The sequence below is a fragment of the Rickettsia tillamookensis genome, assembly GCF_016743795.2.
GTDB classification, from domain to species: domain Bacteria; phylum Pseudomonadota; class Alphaproteobacteria; order Rickettsiales; family Rickettsiaceae; genus Rickettsia; species Rickettsia tillamookensis.
The window spans coordinates 1,376,183-1,398,732 of the sequence record NZ_CP060138.2; the positions used below are offsets into that span (position 1 = coordinate 1,376,183).

The following is a 22,550-nucleotide window of genomic DNA, read 5'->3' on the forward strand; positions in this document are numbered from 1 at the left end:
AACTAGAATTTTTTACTGGATTGCTTCGTCAATTGTTATACAATTTCCTCGCAATGACGATATTGATAGCTATTAGGCTATACCCAACGAGTATATAAAAACTATTGCATATTTCGGCTCATTAGTTTATTTTGATTAGCAAACTATGTACAGAATTAATGGATTATTAAAATGGGAATTACCGTATTAAAAAACGAAGGATTGGATTTTCATGCAAGAATCTCTACTCCTTTAAGTGAGATAGATGACGATATTCAAAAAGAATTACTTGATTTAACCAAAAAAGTTAAAATAGCAGGTTTTAGAGCCGGTAAAGTACCGGTTTCAATTGTTAAGAAAAAATACGGTACTTCCGTCAGGAATGATATAATAGAAAGAAGAATTAACCATTCGGTAAATCACGTTATTAAAGAACATAATCTAAATATAATCGGTAGACCCAAAATTGAAGAATTGCAAAACGAACCCGATAAAGCTTTAGAATTTACCGTAAAAATAGAGCTATTACCTAAAATTACTATTCCGGATTTAAAGAAAATCTCACTAGATCGTCCAAAATTAGAAGTAAACTCTAAAGATGTTGAAGAACAACTAGAAAAACTTGCCGCATTAACAAAAAGCTATACTAAAGAAAGTAAAGCAAAAATAAAAGACGGAGATCAGGTTACTATTGATGCAATTGGGTACATCAAGGATGAAGCTTTTGAAGGCGGTAAATTAAATGATTTTAAGGTAGTAATAGGTAGTAATGCACTTATTCCAGGTTTTGAGAAACAATTAATAGGTTCTAAAACAGGTAGCGAAGTAGATGTTAATGTTACTTTTCCTGAAAATTACCATGCTAAAGATTTAGCAGGTAAAGATGCTCGTTTTGCAGTACAAATTAAAGCAGTACATACTGCAGAACCTACAGTTATTGATGAGGAGTTTGCTAAAAAATTCCAAAGTAATAGCCTTGAAGAATTGCGTACACATTTTGCTAAACAAATAGAAAACGAATCGGAAGAAGCTATTAATACTATAATGAAAATGAACTTATTTGATAAGTTAGAAAAATTGTTAGATTTTGACATACCGGAATCTTTATTAGAGCAAGAAAAAAATATTCTAAAGTCCGAAACCGATAAAAATGACCAAGATGAATCATTATTAAAAGATAAATCCCCTAAAGAAATAACAGAATATTATAATAAATTAGCCCTACGCCGTGTGCGAATAGGTTTATTACTTGCTGAATACGCAAAATCTAAAAATTTGCAATTAGAGCCTGATGATTTAAGGAAAGTTATTATGCAACAAGCACGTAATTTTCCTGGGCAGGAAAATATGATATTTGATTTTTATAAAAATAATCCTAGAGCAATTGAAGGACTTAAAGGTCCTGCCTTAGAAGATAAAGCTGTACAATATATATTTAATAACGAAATAAAGCTTAAAGAAAAGAAATATACTAAGGAAGAGCTAGAGAAATATCTAGAGGCAGAAGAGCAACGTATTACTTTGATTTAAAGTTTATTAATTGTCATTGCGAGCATTCGTAGAATGCGTGGCAATCTCATGAAATAATAACCAACTCTTGAGATTGCTTCGCCTTGATTACTAAGTAATTCTTCTAGCAATGACGATGAAATCGATCCACAAAACAACACCTACTCGCTAAGTAATATTACTCCTGATTTTTTATAGTCTTTAAAGCTAGTTTAACTATTTTATTTACCCCTAGATTAGTGTAGGTAGAGATAGAAAAAACTTCTTTATTAGTAGCTTTCTGCAACTTATTTATTTTTTCTTGTATTTCCTCATCGGTAAGAACATCACATTTATTAATACATATGATTTCGATTTTATTTTTTAGATAATCGGAATATGATTCAAGCTCAAGACGTACCGTATTATAATCTGCCACTACATCATTACTAGAGCCGTCTATTAAATGTATTAATACATTACATCTTTCTATATGTTTTAAGAATTTATCGCCAAGTCCGTGACCTTGATGAGCTCCTTCGATCAAGCCTGGGATATCGGCTATAACAAATTCTTCATCGTCAACATATACTACTCCAAGATTCGGCACTAAAGTAGTAAAGGGATAATCGGCAATTTTAGGCTTGGCTGCTGTTACAACCGATAAAAAAGTAGATTTACCGGCATTTGGAAGACCCACAAGCCCAACATCAGAGAGAAGTTTTAAGCTTAAATGAATCCACATTTCTTCAGCAATTTCCCCTTCCGTACGCTTTCTTGGAGCTTGATTAACTGATGTTTTGAAATGGCTGTTACCAAGACCGCCGCTTCCTCCTTTAATCAGCTCAAAGCTTTGATCATCTTCAGTAAAGTCATGCAGTAATATGTGACCGTCCTCAGAAAAGATTTGAGTACCGATCGGAACATCAAGAACTAACGATTTTCCTGATTTACCGCTTCTATTCGAGCCTTTACCATTTTCGCCGTTTTCTGCGGTAAAATGCTGTTTATATCGATAATTTACTAGCGTATTAAGATGGTGATTACTCCTGAAAATAACACTACCGCCACGCCCACCGTCACCGCCGTCCGGTCCGCCTCTGTCAATAAATTTCTCACGATGAAAACTAACGCAACCATTCCCGCCGTTTCCACCTTTTATATATATTTTAACTTCATCAATAAAATTCATATTTGCCTTAGTGTCATACCGTGGCTTGACCACGGTATCCATAGATGTTTATTATTTTAAGTCTTTTCTGGATACCGTGGTCAAGCCACGGTATGACAGTGAGTTTTACCTCTCCCCAATTACCTTATACTCTCTATGTACATAACCGGTGTAAAGTTGTCTTGGTCTGCTGATTTTTTGTTCAGGGTCTTCGTGCATTTCTTTCCATTGTGCCATCCAGCCTACGGTTCTTGCTATTGCAAAAAGTACCGTGAACATTTGCGACGGTATACCCATAGCTTTATAGATAATACCAGAATAAAAATCAACATTTGGATATAATTTTCTCTCAATAAAATATTCATCTTTAAGAGCGATAGCTTCAAGTTCTATTGCTATTTGCAGAAGTGGGTTGTTTTCTAGCTGTCCGAGTTCCTTTAATACTTCTTTGCAGGTTTCTTTAAGTACTGCGGCACGCGGATCGTAGTTTTTATATACACGATGACCGAAGCCCATCAACCTAAATGGATCATTTTTATCCTTAGCTTTAGCTATATATTTAGGGATATTCTCAGAACTACCGATTTCTTTAAGCATATTTATTACCGCTTCATTAGCCCCGCCGTGAGCAGGTCCCCAAAGTGAGGCAATCCCTGTACTTACGCAAGCAAAAGGGTTAGCCCCAGATGAACCGGCAATTCGGACTGTTGAAGTAGAAGCGTTCTGCTCGTGGTCAGCATGTAGGATAAATATTTTATTAAGAGCATTTTTTATTATTGGATTTACTTTATATTTTGTACAAGGCGTTGCAAACATCATATGCAGAAAATTTTCGGTAAAATCTAGCGAATTATCAGGATAAATAAACGGTTGCCCTATAGAATATTTATAAGACATTGCGGCAATGGTAGGTATCTTAGCAATCATTCTAATAGCGGTAAGTTCGTAGTCTGCTTCTTTAAAATTCAGTAAATCAGGATAAAATGCCGAAAGAGAACCAACAGCCGCAAGCATAATAGCCATAGGATGAGAAGAGCTACAAAAAGTTTGAAATAAATAGTGTAATCTTTCATTCACTAATGAATGATGAGCAACCTGTTTAGTGAAATTACTATACTGCTCACTACTTGGTAATTCTCCATAGATTAACAAATATGCCACTTCTAAAAAATCGCTTTTCTCGGCTAAATCTTTAATGTCATATCCTCGATGCCGCAAGATTCCTTTATCACCGTCTATATAAGTGATAGTAGACTGACAAGAAGCAGTAGACATAAAGCCCGGGTCATAAGTAAAACAATCGGCTTCCGAAGATACCCTGCTTATATCGATTACATCCTCACCAATACTTGCTTTAAGTATAGGTAATTTAAATATTTTTCCTCTGATTTTTAATTCGGCAAATTCTGAATCATTATTATTTTCATTGGTCATATATATATACCCTTTGTTGTTATATATCAATATAACCTTAATTTCAGAAAATTAGAAATGAATTATTATTTATGAGGATTTAAAAATTTTCTTTGATATCTTGCTCAGCTTACAAGATTAATGAAAATTTAAAATGCACACGCTTCTACTTTCAACTGCAAGCCTAAAGCACTCAATAAAGAACCTATATTGTCGAAACTTGGATTACCTTTGCTAGATAACATTCTATATATATGTTGTCTATTTATGTGAGCTTCTTTAGAGATTTTTGCTATACCTCCTCTTGCTATAATGGCTTCTTTTAAAGTAGCCAAAAATAGCTCCTTATTATGATCTACGAAATATTGCTCTAACGCTTCATTAATATACCCAGCTAATATTTCCTCATTTTGCAATTTTTCTTTTAAATAATCTGTAAACTTTTCCATATAATACCTTAATTTCGTTTATAAACTTCTTCTATTATTTCTAAAGCTTTTTCAATATCTTTGCTTTGTGTATCTTTATTACCTGCATTTAATAGTAGAATAATTTTATTATCTTTTTCAGTAAAATATATTCTATAACCTTTGCCAAAGAAAAACCTAAGTTCATATAGTCTTCTTTTTATCTGCTTATGGTCACCATAAATTCCATATTCTAGTCGAACTAATCTATTAAGAATCCTACTATGCGTCTCTGTCTCTAATTTTTCTAACCAATCTTTAATATAAGATTTACCATTTTTTGTTATAAAAAATTGTATTTGTTTAGTTTTTTGCATATTAATCTTAATCAGAGATAATTATGTTGTCGCATAAATACGACTAGTTGTCCAGTAAAAAATTATTTTGAAAAGTACATGAAGCTGCGGATACTAGATTAATGTACAAGTTATTTAAGAAGTCTATTACTCACCAAATACTCCTTAATTTTGAGTAAATCATACCATGAGGTGCGTTTTTGCATAGGTTGGCGTAGTAGATAAGCAGGGTGGAAGATTGCCGTAGTTTGAATAGGAGCTGATAGATATTTATTGGTATAAAAATAATATTCTTGTCTAATTTTAGTAATACCCGAATTTTTCCCAAGTAAGCTAGTTGCAGCTGTGCTACCGACTAAAATAATTAGCTTAGGGCTAATAAGAGCAATGTGTTTTTCAACAAACGGTCTACAAATATCGACTTCTTCAAGTGTTGGCTGTCTATTAGCGGGAGGGCGCCAAAATACCGTATTAGTAATATAAGCGTTATTTTTCCGTGAAATTCCGATAGCGTGCAGCATATTATCAAGTAAATTGCCGCTTTCGCCGCAAAAAGGTATTCCTTTCAAATCCTCAGTACTTCCAGGAGCTTCGCCTATTAACATAATTTTAGCTTCCAAATTACCATCACCGAAAACCGTATTAGTAGCAAATTTCTCAAGTTCACAACCTTTAAAATTTAGTAGAGATTCTTTTAGTTCTTCGATATTATTAGCTTTATCGGCAAGAGATCTTGCTAAGGTTATATTATCATGAATTTTATCATTCATGTTGAATGCAGCTTCTTTTGTAGGCATAGGTTTTATACTCGTTGAACTTGAAAAATTATCTACGTCGTCTTTGTAAGACCTCGGATGCTGAACGTTTATTATACGCTCCGCTCCTCGGCTTACAGACTCCTTGCTCTTTTCCAAGTTGAACTTCGTATCCAAACCCTTCATTTCACAGGAGTATACTTGTGAATTTAACTGTAGCTTGGTATTATTACTCACTTTTAATTTCGGTGGATGCTCGTAGCAACAATATTCAACACCGATTGCACTTAACCATTTAAGCGTATTATTCATTATCTTAAAATAACATATGTTAACATATCATGTACCAAACGAACTAAATAACATAAGGCTTGATAAAGCTTTATCATCGCTTCTTGAAAATGTCTCTAGAAATCAAATCCAAAAAGCCATTAAAAGTTCTTGCGTACAAGTTAATGATGTAATTATTTCTGATCCTGATGTTTTGGTCAAGGAGAATGATATTATATTATTTTCTTTTAAAGAACCTGAAGAGCTAAAAATTGTAGCAGCAAATATAGCACTTGATATAATTTACGAAGATGATGATTTGATAGTAATTAACAAAGCTGCAGGTATGACGGTACACCCGGGAGCAGGGCATCATGATGATACTCTTGTTAATGCACTACTTCACCATACGAAAAATTTATCGGATATAGGTTCAGCAGAAAGACCAGGGATAGTGCATCGTTTGGATAAAGATACTACGGGCTTAATGGTAGTTGCTAAAAATAATAAAGCACATATGCTACTTGCAAATCAGATAGAACAAAGGCAGGTAATACGGAAATATAAAGCGTTAGTTTGGGGAGTAATTAATCCGCTAGAAGGATTCATTAAGAATAATATCGGTCACAGTAGAGTAGACCGCCAAAAAATGACCATATTAAAATATGGCGGTAAAGAAGCCGTGACACATTATAAAACTCTAGAATTGTTTCACAAGGGTACTATTAGTATGGTGGAGTGCAAACTTAGTACCGGTAGGACTCATCAAATTAGGGTACAGCTAAGCCATTTAAAGCATTCCGTAGTCGGTGATCAAACTTATGGTAATAACGACCGAAAAATTGCTCATTCCCCCCCTGAACTAAAAGCAAAATTAATTGATTTTAAACGTCAAGCCCTGCATTCTTGGTATTTAAGCTTTACTCATCCGACTAGTAATGAGATTATGGAATTCTCTTGTGAGTTGCCAAGGGATATGGAGGAGATTATAGCCACCGATGCACTGCACAAATTCATTGAACTTAAGAAACAAGCTTCTTTGGGTAGTATAGAAGATATTTTAGAGATGAAAAATCTAGGTAGAAAATGAGAACTTGACATAAATTGTATTACAACTATAATTACACTATGTGTTTATAATTGTAATACTTAAGAGTTATGTCTGCACTTACTGTAAGATTACCCGATGATTTAGCCGAGGAAGTAGCTAAAAGGGCTAAAAAACTTCATATTTCACGTAGTCAATATATTAGAAGATCTATTGAAACTATGAATAAAAGCCTATATGAGCAAGAAAGGAAGGAAAAATTATTTGCAATTAGTATGCGTACAAGAAAAGAAAGCATGAAAATAAATTCCGAATTTTCTAATATAGAGCATGACCCTGAAAATTAATCTCGGAGAAATTTGGCTTGCCGATTTAAATCCTAGAGTTGGTAGTGAGCTTGGTAAAACAAGACCTGTATTGATTATTCAAGATCAAGTATTATTGGACGCAAAACATCCTTCTACTTTAATCATTCCGCTAACAACTAATTTAATAGACGATGCTTTCCCTTTACGAATTCGTATTAAAGCTCATAATAAATTAGAAAGAGATTCAGATCTTTTAATAGACCAAATACGTAGCATAGATAATAAACGCTTAATTCTAGGGCCTCTAACTACTTGCAGTCCTATCATTATGCAAACAATATATAAAGCAATATTAGAAGTTATAGGAGTTGGACCTGTTCCGTGCAATATTCTATAAAACAAGTCTTGAGTAAAGCATCAGATAAATTAAATAAAATAGGCATCAATTCACCGCAATTAGAAGCACGAATTTTACTACAGCATGTTATAAATAAACCTACCCAATATTTGCTGATTAATCTTGATGAGCAGTTAAATGAAGCTGAAATAGAAGCTTTTGAAAAACTGTTAGAGAGAAGATTAAAGCATGAACCGATAGCGTATATTACAGGTGTTAAAGAATTTTACTCACGTAAATTTATCGTTAATAAACATGTGTTAATCCCCCGTGCGGATACGGAGTTGTTAGTTGATGTTGTATTTCAATGTCATTCCCGCGTAGGCGGGAATCCAGAAAAAAAGCGACTGGATTCTGTGGTCAAGCCATGGAATGACAATTTTCATATATTAGAACTCGGGGCAGGTAGCGGCTGCATTGCTATCAGCCTATTATGTGAACTACCAAACGCTAAGGCAGTAGCTACTGATATCAGTCTTGATGCAATAGAAGTTGCTAAAACTAATGCTTTAAGACATCATGTAACAAATCGTATCCAGATTATTCACAGTGATTGGTTTGAGAATATTGAGGGTCAGAAATTTGACTTTATTGTTAGCAACCCCCCATATATATCTATAGACGAAAAATCAGAGATGGCAATTGAAACAATCAATTATGAACCGTCTATTGCTTTATTTGCTGAAGAAGACGGACTGCAATCTTACCGTTTAATCGCCGAAAATGCCAAGCAATTCTTAAAACCAAACGGTAAGATTGTATTAGAAATAGGTTTTAAACAGGAAGAGGCGGTAACCCAAATTTTCTTAAGTAATGGTTATAATATTGAAAGCATTTATAAGGATCTACAAGGTCATAATAGGGTAATATTATTTTCTCCTATCAATCTCAATAGGTCATACGCAAGACGTATAGGAAAAAGCTTATCAGGGCTGCAACAAAATTTGTTAGATAACGAACTACCGAAATATTTATTTTCCAAAGAAAAACTTATTGATGAAAAACGTAAAATCTTTTTAGAGATAGGCTTTGGTATGGGTGAGCATTTCATTAACCAAGCTAAAATGAACCCTAACGCACTTTTTATAGGTGTAGAGGTATATTTAAACGGCGTTGCAAATGTTTTAAAGCTTGCTGCTGAGCAGAATATTACGAATTTTTTATTATTCCCTAATAATTTGGATTTAATATTAAACGATTTACCTAATAATAGCCTTGATGGAATCTATATTTTATTTCCCGATCCATGGATAAAAAATAAGCAAAAAAAGAAACGTATTTTCAATAAAGAACGACTTAAGATTTTACAAGACAAGCTAAAAAATAACGGTAGTTTAGTATTTGCTTCCGATATCGAAAATTATTTTTATGAAGCAATTGAGTTAATTGAGCAGAACGGTAATTTTGAAATTATGAATAAAAATAATTATTTAAAGCCGCATGATAATTATATAATTACCAAATATCATCAAAAAGCTATTAAGGAAAATAGAACTCCAAAGTTTATGATTTTGCAGCACGTTTCAGACGATCATTAATTGCAGCCCCGATATTTATCGATGGTATAGGAGCAACTGCTATACCGCTTACATCATGAGAGGCAGCATAATCGTCAAAAATTCTCAAATGAGCATAAAGATTTGCAGCAGCTTCTATAAGATCACCTTTAAGGCTTAGGTTTAATGAAAACTTTCCCGTAAGCTTGCTATCACCAAAATTTAACCCAATTTCTTTATCCTCTAAATTTGTAGCATTTAGTCTAACCGGTACTTTTGGTGAATAGTGTTTAGCAAGCATTCCAGGAGCTTTTACAGCGTCATTCACAAAGCTTGATACAAGCGAATTTTGTAGGACTCGTCTGTGCTCACGTACTAATGTACGCTGTGCAGACTCGCCCTTAAATTCATCTTGTCTGAAGCTTTGTGAATTTAGCTGTACGTCATTTGTTACTTTAAAAACTTTTACCCCAAGTACTTCTTCTAAAATTTCAGCAGTTATAAACCCTTCTCTTAATATAGTAAGATTAGTCGTTGTAGTATCAATTATCGTTGACTCTAGCCCATATTCAGATTGGTAGATTTCAGGAGCTAAGATAAAAATCTCTTCATTATCTGAAAAGTGTCTTGTAACATGCTCGTTATTTGTTGGACTAATATAGTTTGAAGGGTTGGCACTTGGTGCGGCAATAGGTACGCCTGATTGTCTGATAAGTTCTAATGCTAGCGGATAAGACGGTATCCGAATCGCTATTGTATTAAGCCCTGCCGTTACACTAGGAGCAATATTTGCATTCTCTTTTAAAGGCACAACTATAGATAATGGTCCAGGCCAAAATTTTTCTGCTATTTTTGTAGCTAAATCATTAAACTTTCCTATTTCGTTTGCTTGCTCTATGGAGGAGACATGCACGATAAGCGGATTGATAGCAGGGCGGTTTTTGAACTGAAAAATCTTTAAACATGCTTCATTGTTTGTAGCATCTGCTCCAATCCCATAAACTGTTTCAGTTGGAAAAACAACCACCTTACCGGATTTTATAAATTGAACTGCTTTGCTTATCATTATTTAGTTATTTTTGTTTTTCTATTTGTCATCCTAGCTAACTTGATCACGGGCCCCAGTCTTTTTTAATTTTTTTTCTGGATACCGTGGTCAAGCCACGGTATGACAGGTTTCAATCATAAGCGGTTAAACTTAGCTACTTTATCAAATAATTCACAGATATTCTGTAATAACGATAAACGATTCCCCACAATTTTTGGATCAGGATCATTAACGAGTACATTATCAAAAAAGCTAGTAATCGGAGCTAATAGAGATGATAATAAACTTAAAGCTTTCTTATAATCTTTATCAGCTATACTATCTATAATTTGCGACGAAATTTTTTGGATTACTTCAAATAATTCTTGTTCAGGCTGTGTACTAAAGAGACTCGCATCAACTAAGCCGGTAATTTTCTGACCATCAATTATATTGCTGGCTCGTTTGTAAGCATTTAATAATTGTTTGCCTGCGTTTTCTATTAAAAATTCTTTTAACGCATCAAGCTTAAATTTTGTATCCAATAAATTTAAATTAAGAACTGCATTAATTAACGCAATATCATAGTCATTTTTAAAGTAAAATTTTGCTCTTTCTTCAAAGAAAGACACTACTAAGTTCTTATTTTCATCAGATAAGTCTTTATATAAATTTATAGAAAAATTAATTAAATCATTTAAATTTAGCTCTAATTTATTCTCAATTATTATCTTAATTATACCAAGAGCTTGGCGTCTTAAGGCATATGGATCACCTGAGCCTGTTGGTGCTTCACCCGCTATCATTAGACCGGTTAAACTATCTAGCTTATCGGCTAACGCAAGCAGTGCAGCATTCCCGCTCGGTATATTATCATTAAGTCCTTGAGGTTTATAATGGTCTCTAATTGCAGCGGCTACTTCTTCGCCTAGTCCCTCATGTTTTGCATAATAATAGCCCATAATACCTTGTAAATCAGGAAACTCCCCAACCATTTCAGAAACGAGATCGCTTTTGCAAAGTTTAGCTGCCGTAATTAAATCTTTATTATTTGGAGCTATATGACCACAAATTTTAGCTACACGCTCAACTTTCTCTCTTAAGTTACCAAGCTTTGCATGAAATGTTACAGCTTCTAATTTACCTAATCTTGATTCTAAAGTTTTAGCTACATCTTGTTTATAAAAATATAAAGCATCTGAAAGACGTGCTGATAATACCTTTTCATTGCCTTTAATAACGAGCTTAGTATTTGCAAATCTGCCATTACTGACAAAGAGAAAATATTGTGCAAAATTTCCTTCTTTATCAAATAAACAAAAATATTTCTGATGTGTACGCATCGAAGAAATAAGTACTTCTTTAGGTAGCTCTAAGAATTTTTTTGAGATTTTTCCAAGTAATACAACAGGAAATTCACTAAGCCCTGCTACTTCTTCAATTAAACGATTATCTTCTTTTATGTTTAGATCATGAGAATTTGCAAGTTCCAATAAACCAGTTTTAATTATTTCTTCTCGCTTTGTTCTTTCTAAAATAACATGGTTTTCTAAAATCTTACTTTTATAATCTTCAAAATCTGTTATTTTCAGTTTTTTATTACAGTTCAGACGATGACCAAATGTAATATTATTAGACGTTAAATGACCAAATTGCAACGGTAGTACTTCGCCGTCAAATATACATAAAATATTACGCAGGGGTCTAACCCACTTTATATTATAGTCGCCCCAAAACATTGATTTTGCCCAGCTATATTTATTAATAGCCTCTATAATAATCTCCGGCAAAATCTCTTTTATTTCTCTTTCTTCTGTTTTTTTGACAAAGAAATAATATAGCTGATTATTAATTAATTTAGTAGAAAGCTCTAATTTACTAACGTTATGAGCTTTACAAAAGCCGTTAATAGCGGCTTCCGGAGCATCTAAGCTAGGTCCTTTAATTTCCGTTTCTTTCGGCAGCGTTACTTTCGGCAGGTAGGTAGCATGCAGCGTTATCCTGCGAGGTCCTACGAATAGTTGTACTTTTGCAAATATTTCGTTTTCTTCAAAAATCTTTGTAAATATATTGAAATAACCCTCTTCAGCATTTTTTTGCATTAATGCAGGTATTTCTTCACTAAATAGCTCTAATAATAACTCGCTCACTCGTTCATCTCCAACCATTTTGTACAACAAATTTTTGCTAAATAACGCACTCTTAAAACATAAGAGGCACGTTCAGTGACGCTAATTACCCCAAGTGCATTTAGTTGATTAAATGTATGACTTGCCTTAAGGCATTCATCATAAGCAGCTAACGGCACATCTCTGTCAACTAGTCTTTTGCATTCCTCTTCACTATCTTTGAAATGCTGCAGTAACATTTCACTATTCGCAAGTTCTAAATTATATTTTGAAAATTGTCTTTCAGCCTCAAAATCTACTTCACCGTATTTTAAAGCTTTTTCTCCTACCTGCCCATTCCAATCAAGTTCTTTTACTTCATCGACACCTTGAATATATAACGCAAGTCTCTCTAAGCCGTAAGTGATTTCACCGGCAACGGGACGGCATTCAATCCCGCCGATTTGCTGCATATAAGTAAATTGCGATACTTCCATACCGTTACACCATACTTCCCAGCCAAGCCCTGCAGCACCTAAGGTTGGCGATTCCCAATCATCTTCGACAAAACGAATATCATGTTTTTTTAAATCTATTCCTAAACATTCTAAACTTTTAAGATATAGCTCTTGAATATTATCCGGCGATGGCTTTAGGATAACCTGAAACTGATAATAATGCTGCATTCTGTTGGGGTGCATGCCATATCTGCTATCCCCTGGTCTTCTTGATGGCTGAACATATGCAACAGACCAAGGTTTTGAGCCAAGACATCTAAGCACGGTTGCAGGGTGAAACGTACCTGCTCCAACATGTGCATCGTAAGGCTGCAAAATTGCACAGCCGTAATCCTGCCAGTAATTTTGTAATGTCAGTATAATTTGCTGAAATGATAGTTTTTTCATAGGAAGTTATTAGTGAAGAAATTTTGATTAGTCAAAAGGATTAAATATTTTAATGTTAAACATATTATAATGTTTTGTATTTCTAGTAACTAATATCATATTATTTTGTTTTGCTTGTGCTGCTATTAAAGTATCAATTGCATTAGTACCGTCTATACTCATTAATTCACCCCATTCTTCACATATTTCTTTGTCAATATTAAGAATTCTCTCATTATAGTCTATTATTATTTTTTCTAACCATTTCTCTAATTGTAGACTTGCTCTTTTATTGTTCTTTACTAATTTTGATATTCCCTTTCTTATTTCACCTATGGTTATACAACTTAAGTGCAGCTGGCTAGCATGAACAATTGAAAACCATGCTGCTACTTGAGAATTAGGATTTTTCTTTTTGATTTCAGATACAACATTAGTATCTACTAAATATTTCATAGCTCAAAATCTCTTGCTTTTCCTTGCACTCTCTCAATAACCAAATTATCTATCTTAGGCATGCTCAATAAATGTTCTTTAAAATCAGGTTTTTTTTTAGTAAGTTGTTTATAGTCTTTTATACTCATAATTACAACTGCGTCTTCGCCTCTTTTTGTAATACATTGAGGAGTGCCATGCATGGCAATATCAATAATATTACTTAACTTATTTTTTGCTTCGTGTAACTGCCATTTATTCATATAAAATCCTCATATAGCTAGATTGTCTAGATTATTATAATATAAAGATTCAAAAAAATGAAATATTTTTTTATTAATTTGAGATCTTAGAGGCGATCAGTAAATAAGTTTTAATTAATAATTAAAGATTTTTTTAGCGAAAATTCATAAGATCTTTGAAGGAATAGTTATTCATATTTCAAAAAAATCTTATAATTTACAGCAAAAAAGAACTAAATTATCGGTTAAAACTTGTTTACTAATTGCCTCTTAATAATACTCCTTACCAATCTCGATTTTAGGACGGTTATTAGCTACACGCCAATCGTTAGTATCACGGAAAGAATAAACACATCCGCAAAATTCTTGTTTGTAAAAATTCTCTTCTTTAGCGATTTCGTACATCCTACTAGCACCACCATCTTTACGCCAATTATAAGTCCAATAGGTTATCCCTTCGTAATGAGATGCAGCCCTAGTTCCTGATTCATTAATTTGGTTCATATCTTTCCATCTAGAAATACCAAGCGAGCTAGTTATAACCTTAAAGCCGTTCTCATAAGCATATAAAGCCGTACGCTCAAAACGCATATCAAAGCACATTGTGCAGCGTTTACCTCGCTCAGGTTCAAACTCCATCCCTTTAGCACGCCTAAACCAATTTTGCGGATCATAATCTGCATCGATAAATTCTATATTATGCTTTTCGGCAAACTTAATATTTTCGTTCTTACGAAGCTCATATTCTTTTTTAGGATGAATATTAGGATTATAGAAAAAAAGCGTAAACTTAATGCCGGTATCGATCATTTTTTCCATTAAAGGACCAACGCAAGGAGCACAACAACAATGTAGTAAAACCTTACCACCGCCCGGTATTTCAAAAACTTCACTCATAATTAGCTTACCAAGTTTTTCTTATATGTCTCTTTATAGAATTTTAGAATTATAGAAGATAATAAGGCAAGTGCAATTAAATAATATGCAATAGCATAATTGTCTCCGGTAACTTTCGTTAATATCATTGCTAACATTGGAGCAGTACCGCCAAATATAGCAGCTGCAAGGTTGTATGAAAGTGCAACACCGGTAAATCTTACGCTAGTCGGAAATATCTCTACTAAAACCGTTGTGATAGGTCCCATATAAATAGCGATAATTCCAGCAAATATTACTTGAGATATTATAGCTAAAGTAAAGTTCATTGATCCTAAGGCTAGAAAAATAGGATAGACTGATAAAATTAACAAGATAATCCCCCATATTAGTACAGTACAGGACGACGCCCCACCTTGTCCGAAACATACGCAGATATAGGAAATACTATCATCATTACGATTAATATTATACTACTAACAATTGTGCTTTGCTGACTAGTATAACCAAGAGTTTGCATAAAATTACCGATAAAAACCGTAGAAGTATAAAAAGGAGCAGTTACGGTAATATAAAGACCAAGTGCGATAATTAGTTCTTTTGGGTATTTTGTTAATGTTTCTCGTAAAGGAAAACGTGCTAAACGCCCTGTTTCCTTAGCTTTTTTATAAATAGGACTTTCTGCTAGGTTTTTTCTAATATATAAACCTACGGAGCTAATAAATAAACCGGCAATAAAAGGTATTCTCCAACCCCATTCAAATAGCATATCGGCAGGCATAAAATAAGAAAAACCGGCTGCTGTACCAAGTCCAAGCAGCATACCGCCGCACATACTAACGAATGAGCTACTCCCCGCAAGTCCTCGCTGCTCGAACGAGGCATGTTCTACAATATACGAAATACAACCGCTAAATTCCCCTCCTAAAGAAAAACCTTGTATGAGTCTGATAACAGTTAAAATAATAGGAGCGGCAATACCTATAGTTTTATAACCTGGTAAGAGACCTATCCCGGCAGTCGGTATTGCCATAGTTATAATACCCATTACCAAAGCGGTACGTCTGCCGAATCTATCACCGATATTACCGAAAATAATACCGCCGAGCGGTCGTACTACAAAGCCTGCAGCAAATACCGCAAAAGTTAAAGTCTCTCGCATTTCTGAATCCGGAAAAAAATGCTGCCCTATAATATAAGCAAATTGAGCATATAATGCATAATCATACCATTCTAAAGCGTTGCCGATCATGCCGGATATTACTACTTTTCTCATTAAGTTATTTTATTGATTTTAAAGAAGATAATAAGAGTAATATTTTATATTCTCAAGTAAAAATATAATCCAAACAAAATAAGAGAGTAGGTATAAGAAGATCAACTTTAAAAAGAGCAAGGAGTCTGTAAGCCGAGGAGCGGAGCATACAAAAGTACGTGAGCATCCGAGGACTTACAAAGACGACGTAGCCAATTTTTAAAGTTCATCGAGTATACTTTATCTATGTTTTTCATTAACCACTTTCTTAGTTAATTTAGCATTTATTTGAGAAGGAGAAACTTTAATATTTTGTTTGATGTTTTTTGTTTTTTCTTGAGATAGAAGACTTTCTTTATCATTTTGTAATGTTTTCGTGAACTTATCTATATTGCTTTGTTCTAGTTTTATTGCATTATCATTATTTAAAATTAATCCTCCAATTTTTTCGCCAAGTTCAGGGGCATATCTGACTGCAAAAATCGATGCCGGTACAACTATGATAGAAAAAGCCGCTCCTGCAGTCGCAACACTAATTGCTCCGACTAATAAAGCACAAACAGCACCGGCGATTTTTCCGGTTGCTTGTTTAAATATATTACTTTTTTGTGTAAATGCTAAAGACATCTCTAATATTTTATTAAATTCTTTCTTTATATAGATTGTTGCTTCATCAATATTATTATATTTCTTCACTGCATATATTACAGAAGCCTTAAATAATTTTTTATGAGATTCCGCATAATTTATTATTTTGTCAAAATTCTTCTCTTTTAAAAGAGTTTTAAATATATTTTTAATTTTTTCTTTTTCGGTACTATTTATTTTTTCATCTCCAAAATAAACTTCTACAAGATTTTCTGCTATTATATCTTGTGATTGCTCTAAAATATTATTCTTATTTTGCTCATTTTCGTCTTCAGAAGTAATCATTATTGCAAATAACTCTAATGCTACGGAAAAATTATCATCGTTAATAACCCGCATACCTAAATAATTTTTGAGTCTAGAAATACATTTATTAATATATTTTTCAGCCTCCGGTTTAGAATTAAGCCTTAGCGTATAATCTATAGCAAGCATATTTGCAATAGTAGAGCAAGTAGATTTCGTAAGATTATTGACAAAATTATTAACAATATCTTTTTTAAATAAATTAGTATTTATGTTATTAAGTACTATAGCATTATTCATTTTAGTAATTTATTTTGAGGCTAATTCTCTGATATATAATATCAATTTAGCATAAATAAGATTAGGAGCATGATTTACTGAAAGTTTATATATATTCTTAGGCGTTAACACTTCTTCATTACGCACTCGCACAAAAGATATAAGAGTATTAGGAGGCATATAAGAATAAATTTCAGAGAATATTTTTAGAAAAGTCAAAAAATCTGCACATGCATATTTTACATTTATGCTATAATTATTTACATGAATCGATTCACCTTCTCCTTCAATCGCCTGAACATTATTTTTAAAAAATACTGAATTTATAGATACATCTATAGGTTCTACTAAATCATATTTATTGCTTAAGCTTTTTATTTTAGGAATTAGTTCTTGATAATTTAAGCAACTCACATTACTTGGAACGCTTAAATCTACATATTTTTTGTAAGATTCTAAAATTTCTTCTTTAGAGTTAATGACAGAATAAAGCTTTAAAACTTCCTCTGTTAGGTTTTCTTGTGAAACTTGTTTATCAAGAATAGATTTACTGTATTCTTGCTGGAAATTTTTTATTATCCAAATAGTTAAGGAAATAAAGAAGAAATATATAATAAATTGAAAGAATATAAGATTCTTTAAATACATAATATATTTTTCAAACATTATTGTTACCTTGGGTTATTAGTGCCGGTTTAGGATCAATATACTCTGGAGTAGATACGAAGATCAACTTCAAAAAGTGCAAGGAGTTCACAAGGCGAGGATCGCAGCGTATACTTAATACGTGAGAACCGCAGCTCTTGTAGAACGACGTAGCCAATTTTTGAAGTTGATCGAGTATATTACGTCTTATCGTCAACTATATTAACCGATAAAGGAATTACTACCTTACCGAATATATCAAGTATTTTATCCTTATATATAACATAATCTATCTGCAAATTAGATAATTTATTTTTTACGTTTTGCATATGATCATCTAGCATCTTTAGAGATTCATCTACCGATAGATTATTAGTATGATATTTAAGTATTAATTTGATTATTAATTGTCTCTTAGAAATTAACAAAATATTATCTATATTTGTTAATTCCCATTTAATTTCTTCTAATTTAAAAGCCGGATTTAAAGTAATTATAAGTCTGTTAAGTAAATCAAACGGTAGCGGTACCGGTGCTTCTAGTAATTTTTCTATTACATATAAATCAGCTAGGCTAGTAGTATTTTTAATATAAGGATATTTATATTTGATACTATCATATTCTTGATTTGTTGCATAATATTTTTCATTAATGGAGTTTATGTCTTTGTAATTCTGTTTTGTATTATATTTGATAATACCGACCACTAATATTAATATTATAAGTAATGCACTATATAATTTAAATGTCAGATCCTTTATAGTAACTAGTTTTTTTATTGATTTTAAATTATTATTATAAGCGGGAAAACTCTTATATTCTAGAAACAGCCTACTAATATTCGTATCTATAAATCTTTCTTTTTCTAGAGTTTGCTTATTTAGTATATTATCAACCGGTATAAAGATTACAGGGCGATCTTCAAAATTTGTTGATTCTAATAAAGATTTTAACTCTTCATCTACTATAAGAATTATACAGGCTCTTTGATTAAGATTACTTATATAGTTTTTAAATAATATAAAACAATCATTAATTTCTTGTTCTATAATACCTTGAACATAGCCGGTTGTTTTACCGAATGGATAATCAAGATTTCTAATTGTTATTATATTATTTTTATGTTTGATAATAAATTTTATACCGCTAGCTTGTGAGACATATACACAAATTTGGAAATAATCATTATATTTATCATTTTCTATATTCTGAACTATTTTATTTATAATAACTTTTAGCTCTAACGTTAAAAAGTAAATTCCTTTTAAATCAAGCGATCTTTTATCTATAATACATGAAATTATATCACTTAAAGGTGTTTCAAATGGACACGACATAATTAAAGTCGACCAAATTTCACTTGGTGTAGTAGTAATTTCGTAAACACAATGTGCTATAATGTCTTCTTTATTAAAATAACCTTCGATAAATTGTTCAATAGGATCAAGTTTAACTATTGACTGTAATATAGGTATTTGATCATGCCGTGTCTTACATTCACTACCGTCAAGTAAAAAATAAATATCGCTTTTTGGAAATTTACTAAAAAAGTTTTTATAAGGATTTAAGTCTATCTGTTCCTGAGTAGGGATAAATAATTTATCTAATAATTTATTATCGAGAAAAGTACTAAGAAATACACCTTTATTACCTAGTAACACCACGATCTTTTTTCTTTTGAAAGAAAATATTGTTAATTTTGTAACAAAATTAACAATATGTAATTTGATCGAATCAAAAATATTTTTCATAAATAAGTTTATTTTAATCATGATTCATTATATTTTACTATATGCAAAGTCATACCTGGGTAGCATTACCTGAGCCGTCATTGCGAGAAGAATTACGTAATAATTCAACGAAGCAATCTCATGATATTTGACGAGATTGCTGCGTCGCGTCGCTCCTCGCAATGACGACTCGGTATCAACGCAGGAATGACATAATATTTAAATAATATATCTTACCATGACTAAATTTACCACCGAAGAAGTTAGAAGTAAATTTATAACTTACTTTAAAGCAAATAATCATACACATGTACCAGCTAGCTCATTAATTCCACACAATGACCCTAGCTTAATGTTTGTTAATTCCGGAATGGTACAATTTAAAAATGTTTTTACCGGACAAGAAAAAAGACCTTATAACAAAGCGGTAACTAGTCAGAAATCTCTTAGAGCCGGTGGCAAGCATAACGACCTTGAGAATGTCGGTTACACGGCAAGACATCATACCTTTTTTGAAATGCTAGGCAATTTTTCATTCGGTGACTATTTTAAAGAACACGCCATATATTACGCTTGGAATTTACTGACTAAAGAATTTGAACTCCCAAAAGATAAGCTATATGTAACAGTCTATCATACCGACGACGAAGCAGCTTCTTACTGGAAAAAAATAGCAGGATTTAGAGATGATCGCATAATAAGGATTAAAACAAACGATAATTTTTGGTCTATGGGCGATACGGGTCCTTGCGGTCCTTGCTCTGAAATTTTTTATGACCACGGTGAACAAATATACGGTGGGCTACCTGGCACTAAGGACGAAGACGGTGATAGATTTATCGAGATTTGGAATATGGTATTTATGCAATATGAACAAATCGATAAAGATACTAGAATAGAGTTACCGCAAAAATCTATCGATACCGGTATGGGTCTTGAGCGTATGACGGCAGTATTACAGCATGTTAACAATAATTATGACATAGATTTATTTCAGGAAATAATTAATTTTACCGAAAATATAGTAAAAGTGAAAGTAGAGGGAGAAGCCAAATTTTCTTACCGAGTTATTGCCGACCACTTACGAGCAAGTAGCTTTTTAATAGCTGACGGTGTTATCCCTTCAAATGAGGGGCGTGGTTACGTACTTCGCCGTATTATGCGAAGAGCCATGAGGCATGCTCATATGCTTGGGTCAAAAGAGCCATTAATGTATAAATTACTGCCAAAGCTTGTTGATTTAATGGGGAATGTTTATCCTGAACTTAAGAGAGCAGAAAGCTTTATCAGCAGCATCTTAGAACAAGAAGAAATTAGGTTTAAAACTACTTTAGAACGTGGTCTAAAGCTTCTTACCGAAGAAACAGAAACACTAATAAAAGGTAATGAATTATCAGGAGAAGTAGCATTTAAACTATATGATACTTACGGATTTCCTCTTGATTTAACTGAAGATATTCTAAAAAATCGTAATATTTCCGTCGATCATAAGGGATTTGAAGAGCAAATGCTTGCACAAAAAGAACGTGCTAGAAAATCTTGGCTTGGCTCCGGTGAGTCCAAAACCGATCAGTTGTGGTTTGATATTAAAGAGCAGCATGGTAGCACGGAATTTTTAGGATATACGCTTAATGAAGCTGAATGTAAAATAATTGCATTAATTAAAGATAATAATTTAGTTGATGATATAAAAAAAATAGACACGCAATTTTTGTTAATTAGCAACCAAACACCTTTTTACGGTGAGTCCGGCGGTCAAATGGGTGATGTAGGTAGGATATTTGCAAAAGATTCTGAAGTAGAAGTAATAGATACTCTAAAATATTTAGGCTCTATTATAGTCCACAAATGTATTTTGAAAAAGGGGCAGATTAAAATAGGCGAAAATGCTAATTTTAGTATAGACATCAAATATAGACAAAATTTAAGAATTCATCACTCGGCAACGCATATATTACATGCAGTACTGCATGAGGTGCTTGGTAAACATGTTACACAAAAAGGTTCTTTAGTCGCTCCGACTTATTTACGTTTTGATATTAGCCATTCTAAAGCTGTGACTAATGAAGAAATCACTTTAATCGAAGATAAGGTAAATGAGATTATTAGAGATAATCATGAAGTAGATACTACATTAATGACAACTGAAGATGCAGTCAAACAAGGAGCTATGGCACTGTTTGGCGAGAAATACGACTCTGAGGTAAGAGTAGTTAAGATGGGTGAGACTTCTTTAGAATTATGCGGTGGTACGCATGTCAGACGTACCGGTGACATCGGTTGCTTTAAAATCACAAGCGAAAGTGCTATAGCGGCAGGGGTTCGCAGAATTGAAGCAGTTTGCGGTGAATTCGTAATTAAATTAATGAGAGAAAAGGATAGTTTACTTAAATCGATAGAAAGCAGTTTAAAGACTAACAAAAACGAACTTGTTACTAAGGTTAATAATACCCTAGAGCGTAATAAGGAACTTGAGAAAGAGTTAGAAAAAACTCATTTAGCTCGTTTAGATTTAAGTATAGAGCAGATTGAAAAACAAGCTGAAGATATAAAAGGATTTAAGCTAATTTATCGATATATAGAGAATTTAGACAATAAAGTATTGCGTCAGGCTGCAGAAAATTTAACGAAAAAAGTAGAGAATTTAATAGTAGTATATATTACGGGTAATAACGATAAATTATCTATTACGGTTGCGGTTAGTAAAGCTATAACGGACAAATTTAATGCAGGTATAATAGTAAAAGAACTCTCTTTATTCTTAGGAGGCAGCGGCGGCGGTGGACAGCCTTCGATTGCTCAAGCCGGCGGAAATGATATAGGTAAGCTAACTAACATCCATGAAAAATTACATAGTTTATTAACAGTATCATAGTGTGCTAGTTTAGGTCATCATTGCGAGCGGGTATTGTTGCGTAGATATCTAATCGTCATTGTGAGAAGAATTACGTAGTAATCAAGGCGAAGCAATTTCAGGAAATTAGTACTGCTTCATGAGATTGCCACGTCGCTTCGCTCCTCGCAATGACGGAAAACCGAGCCATGCAACAACACCGAACAAGCCATGGTGTGACACCTGTATTAATA

At 32.9% G+C, this 22,550-nt stretch carries 18 protein-coding genes and 5 pseudogenes; 6 read left to right on the forward strand and 17 right to left on the reverse strand.

Annotation, left to right across the window (positions count from 1 at the left end):
• The first annotated feature begins 171 nt into the window (after window positions 1-171).
• Complete coding sequence (gene tig, locus H6P87_RS06805; RefSeq protein ID WP_202069469.1) at window positions 172-1,509, forward strand: trigger factor; 1,338 nt, start codon at window positions 172-174, stop codon at window positions 1,507-1,509.
• 157 nt (window positions 1,510-1,666) lie between these two features.
• Here tig and obgE read toward each other — a convergent pair whose 3' ends face one another.
• From obgE to H6P87_RS07590, 6 genes and pseudogenes are all read right to left on the reverse strand, one after another.
• A complete protein-coding gene (gene obgE / locus H6P87_RS06810; RefSeq protein ID WP_202070162.1) occupies window positions 1,667-2,659 on the reverse strand; it encodes a GTPase ObgE in 993 nt (330 codons plus the stop codon).
• Between the two features lie 105 nt (window positions 2,660-2,764).
• Complete coding sequence (locus H6P87_RS06815) at window positions 2,765-4,072, reverse strand: citrate synthase (RefSeq protein ID WP_202069471.1); 1,308 nt, start codon at window positions 4,070-4,072, stop codon at window positions 2,765-2,767.
• 128 nt (window positions 4,073-4,200) lie between these two features.
• A complete protein-coding gene (locus H6P87_RS06820; RefSeq protein ID WP_202069472.1) occupies window positions 4,201-4,500 on the reverse strand; it encodes a helix-turn-helix domain-containing transcriptional regulator in 300 nt (99 codons plus the stop codon).
• 8 nt (window positions 4,501-4,508) lie between these two features.
• Entirely contained in the window at window positions 4,509-4,835 is a 327-nt protein-coding gene (locus H6P87_RS06825) for a type II toxin-antitoxin system RelE/ParE family toxin (RefSeq protein WP_202069473.1), read from the reverse strand.
• 110 nt (window positions 4,836-4,945) lie between these two features.
• Window positions 4,946-5,617: pseudogene (locus H6P87_RS06830) on the reverse strand (uracil-DNA glycosylase family protein); the annotation flags it as partial.
• A gap of 150 nt (window positions 5,618-5,767) precedes the next feature.
• Window positions 5,768-5,881: pseudogene (locus tag H6P87_RS07590) on the reverse strand (uracil-DNA glycosylase); the annotation flags it as partial.
• Window positions 5,882-5,897: 16 nt separating this feature from the next.
• Between H6P87_RS07590 and H6P87_RS06835 the strand changes: the two are divergent.
• The 4 genes from H6P87_RS06835 (at window position 5,898) to trmB (ending at window position 9,130) form a co-directional block, all read left to right on the forward strand.
• Window positions 5,898-6,929 carry an RluA family pseudouridine synthase gene (locus H6P87_RS06835; RefSeq protein ID WP_202069475.1) on the forward strand — a complete coding sequence of 344 codons (1,032 nt, stop codon included), beginning with the start codon at window positions 5,898-5,900 and terminating at the stop codon, window positions 6,927-6,929.
• A gap of 68 nt (window positions 6,930-6,997) precedes the next feature.
• Window positions 6,998-7,234, forward strand: coding sequence for a ribbon-helix-helix domain-containing protein (locus H6P87_RS06840; protein ID WP_202069476.1), 237 nt, complete (start codon window positions 6,998-7,000; stop codon window positions 7,232-7,234).
• Window positions 7,218-7,592: a type II toxin-antitoxin system PemK/MazF family toxin gene (locus H6P87_RS06845; protein ID WP_202069477.1), complete on the forward strand. Its 375-nt coding sequence runs from the start codon at window positions 7,218-7,220 to the stop codon at window positions 7,590-7,592. Before H6P87_RS06840 ends, H6P87_RS06845 begins: the two co-directional genes overlap by 17 nt.
• Complete coding sequence (gene trmB, locus H6P87_RS06850; protein ID WP_202069478.1) at window positions 7,577-9,130, forward strand: bifunctional peptide chain release factor N(5)-glutamine methyltransferase PrmC/tRNA (guanosine(46)-N7)-methyltransferase TrmB; 1,554 nt, start codon at window positions 7,577-7,579, stop codon at window positions 9,128-9,130. The genes H6P87_RS06845 and trmB overlap by 16 nt, the downstream gene beginning before the upstream one ends.
• On the opposite strand, the pseudogene H6P87_RS07420 reads toward trmB, so the two are convergent.
• The 11 genes and pseudogenes from H6P87_RS07420 to H6P87_RS06905 all read right to left on the reverse strand — a co-directional run.
• A pseudogene (locus H6P87_RS07420) lies at window positions 9,096-9,401 on the reverse strand (Sua5 family C-terminal domain-containing protein); the annotation flags it as partial. The gene trmB and the pseudogene H6P87_RS07420 overlap by 35 nt on opposite strands.
• A gap of 132 nt (window positions 9,402-9,533) precedes the next feature.
• A pseudogene (locus H6P87_RS07425) lies at window positions 9,534-10,154 on the reverse strand (L-threonylcarbamoyladenylate synthase); the annotation flags it as partial.
• 116 nt (window positions 10,155-10,270) lie between these two features.
• A complete protein-coding gene (gene glyS / locus H6P87_RS06860) occupies window positions 10,271-12,265 on the reverse strand; it encodes a glycine--tRNA ligase subunit beta (RefSeq protein ID WP_202069480.1) in 1,995 nt (664 codons plus the stop codon).
• A complete protein-coding gene (locus H6P87_RS06865) occupies window positions 12,262-13,128 on the reverse strand; it encodes a glycine--tRNA ligase subunit alpha (protein WP_202069481.1) in 867 nt (288 codons plus the stop codon). Before H6P87_RS06865 ends, glyS begins: the two co-directional genes overlap by 4 nt.
• A 27-nt stretch (window positions 13,129-13,155) precedes the next feature.
• Window positions 13,156-13,563 carry a type II toxin-antitoxin system VapC family toxin gene (locus H6P87_RS06870; protein ID WP_202069482.1) on the reverse strand — a complete coding sequence of 136 codons (408 nt, stop codon included), beginning with the start codon at window positions 13,561-13,563 and terminating at the stop codon, window positions 13,156-13,158.
• Window positions 13,560-13,805: a type II toxin-antitoxin system Phd/YefM family antitoxin gene (locus H6P87_RS06875; RefSeq protein ID WP_202069483.1), complete on the reverse strand. Its 246-nt coding sequence runs from the start codon at window positions 13,803-13,805 to the stop codon at window positions 13,560-13,562. The genes H6P87_RS06870 and H6P87_RS06875 overlap by 4 nt, the downstream gene beginning before the upstream one ends.
• A 249-nt stretch (window positions 13,806-14,054) precedes the next feature.
• The gene (locus tag H6P87_RS06880) at window positions 14,055-14,681 is read right to left on the reverse strand and encodes an epoxyqueuosine reductase QueH (protein ID WP_202069484.1); all 627 of its coding nucleotides are present in this window, start codon (window positions 14,679-14,681) and stop codon (window positions 14,055-14,057) included.
• Window positions 14,682-14,683: 2 nt separating this feature from the next.
• Window positions 14,684-15,936, reverse strand: a pseudogene (locus H6P87_RS06885) (metabolite/H+ symporter).
• A gap of 219 nt (window positions 15,937-16,155) precedes the next feature.
• Window positions 16,156-17,109 carry an RP853 family protein gene (locus tag H6P87_RS06895; protein WP_202069485.1) on the reverse strand — a complete coding sequence of 318 codons (954 nt, stop codon included), beginning with the start codon at window positions 17,107-17,109 and terminating at the stop codon, window positions 16,156-16,158.
• A gap of 9 nt (window positions 17,110-17,118) precedes the next feature.
• Window positions 17,119-17,754, reverse strand: a complete 636-nt coding sequence (locus H6P87_RS06900; RefSeq protein WP_202069486.1) for a hypothetical protein — start codon at window positions 17,752-17,754, stop codon at window positions 17,119-17,121.
• Window positions 17,755-17,933: 179 nt separating this feature from the next.
• Window positions 17,934-19,505, reverse strand: a complete 1,572-nt coding sequence (locus tag H6P87_RS06905; protein WP_202069487.1) for a hypothetical protein — start codon at window positions 19,503-19,505, stop codon at window positions 17,934-17,936.
• 196 nt (window positions 19,506-19,701) lie between these two features.
• On the opposite strand from H6P87_RS06905, the gene alaS reads away from it, so the two are divergent.
• Window positions 19,702-22,338 carry an alanine--tRNA ligase gene (gene alaS, locus H6P87_RS06910; protein ID WP_202069488.1) on the forward strand — a complete coding sequence of 879 codons (2,637 nt, stop codon included), beginning with the start codon at window positions 19,702-19,704 and terminating at the stop codon, window positions 22,336-22,338.
• Window positions 22,339-22,550 lie beyond the last annotated feature (212 nt).